This is a genomic window from Streptomyces sp. NPDC104309, assembly GCF_055584025.1.
Map to the genome: position 1 here is coordinate 1 of NZ_JBVJMV010000135.1, position 1,801 is coordinate 1,801.

General features: G+C 64.6%; 1 protein-coding gene. It reads left to right on the plus strand.

The window, feature by feature from the left end:
* Window positions 1–288 precede the first annotated feature (288 nt).
* Window positions 289–1,734, plus strand: a complete 1,446-nt coding sequence (locus tag ACZ68L_RS46830) for an NACHT domain-containing protein (RefSeq protein ID WP_469591026.1) — start codon at window positions 289–291, stop codon at window positions 1,732–1,734.
* The last annotated feature ends 67 nt before the right edge of the window (window positions 1,735–1,801 follow it).

The following is a 1,801-nucleotide window of genomic DNA, read 5'->3' on the forward strand; positions in this document are numbered from 1 at the left end:
CGAATATTTCCTGGGGGCAGCCATGGTCGATGTTCCTTTCATGAAAACCATCTGACCCTCTGTCACCACACTCCGCATCTCGGGGGAACCTCAGAGCGACCACATCACCGCCACTCGGCTCGCCCCGGCCCAGCTTCCCAGCCACTACGGCGGGGCCGACAGGCACTGACGCGCACCCATTCCGGGAGTCGGGCCCGGAAGACAAGGCGTGCGACAACTTCGGCACACGCCCTGTCTGCCCCTACTCTGGCAACTCAGACCACGGCGGGCATCAGCGAAGGAATGACGATGATCGCGACGGATGAGGCGGAGGGCAACGACCCTACCGAAGCACTGCTGTGGTCGGCGCCCGCGGGTCCGCTGCCAGCGCCGCCCATCGATACCAAGGTGCAGGGCCTTCCGATCGGCGAACTGCCGTGGCCGGACGCCGAGCGTCTGTTCCTCAGGCTGATGCACACCATCTGGCCAGTCCAGTACGCCAAGCTCTTCGGTGTCCCGGGCCAAGCCCAAGCTGGGATCGACGCCTACGCACGCCTTCCGCTCGACCTGACTGATGGCGAATCCGGCGGCCGGGACTACATCACTCTGCAATCCCGGAGGATCAAGACGCTCACTGCGGCCAAGATCAAGAAGGCTGTCGATGACTTCCTCAAGGGAGAATGGGCGGACAAAGCGGCGATGTTTCACTTCGCCACCACCTTCGACCTGCAGCACACCAAGCTGGACACCGCGATCCGCGAGCAGACCGAACGGCTGGCCAAGCTCAAGATCGCCTTCGTTCCGTGGGGTATGCAGGAGGTCTCCGGCCTACTGAAGGATCAGCCTCGCATCGTTGATGACTTCTTCGGCCGACCCTGGGTGGAGCGCTTCTGCGGCCCAGAGGCAGCCCAAGCCCTGGCGCACAACCTGCCTCATCAGGACAGTAGAGAACTCCGCGCAGGCCTGCGCGATCTCTACCAGGCGGTCTTCTCCGCCCAAGGCGGAGTCCACCTGGTCACGGACGTGGAGTCCGACATCCCATTCGTCATCCTGGACGTCGATCCCGGCCGGCAACGGTCCGACATGATCGATACCGAACAGCCCGAGCCGACCGTCGAAGAGCACCGCCCGGCAGAGGACCCGGTTGACGGCCGTACCTACATCGCCTCACGGCTGGGCGTTCGCCGGCAGTCGTTCAGATCCGCTCACCACCTGCTCAACCACAGGGAGCGGACCGGACCAGCCCCCAGCGGCGTCGTGGCGGCCGACGAGTGGCTGGCCGGTGGCAGGTACCGGCTGCTCATCGGCCGCCCGGGAGCGGGGAAGTCGAGCCTTTTGCGGTTCGTCGCGGCGGACCTGCTCTCGACGCAACCGCAGTCGATCACGCTGCAGAGGGAACACAGCGGCGACCTGCCACTCTGGCTGCCGTTCGGATTTCTATGCCGTCACCTCGAAGCATCGACTGAAAACTCACTCGTTTCAGCCGCAGAAGCCTGGCTGAAATCGCACAGCGCCGCACGTCTCTGGCCGCTGGTCCAGCGCGCGCTGCGTGACGACCGGTTGCTGCTGCTCGTGGACGGCGTCGACGAATGGAGCGACGTCGGCGCAGCCGAACACGCACTGGGAACGCTCGAGGTGTTCCTTGGCCGCACGACGGCCTCAGCTGTTCTCTCCACCCGCCCCTACGCTATCGACCGGCTCAACTGGAGGCGGCCGTGGGCACACGCTGAGAAGCTGTTCTCTTTCCGAATGTGAGCAATGAGTTTCCGCTGTTCAGGCAGGGTTTCGCCGTGGTCATGGGAGGGTTCGGGCGTTCAGTTCG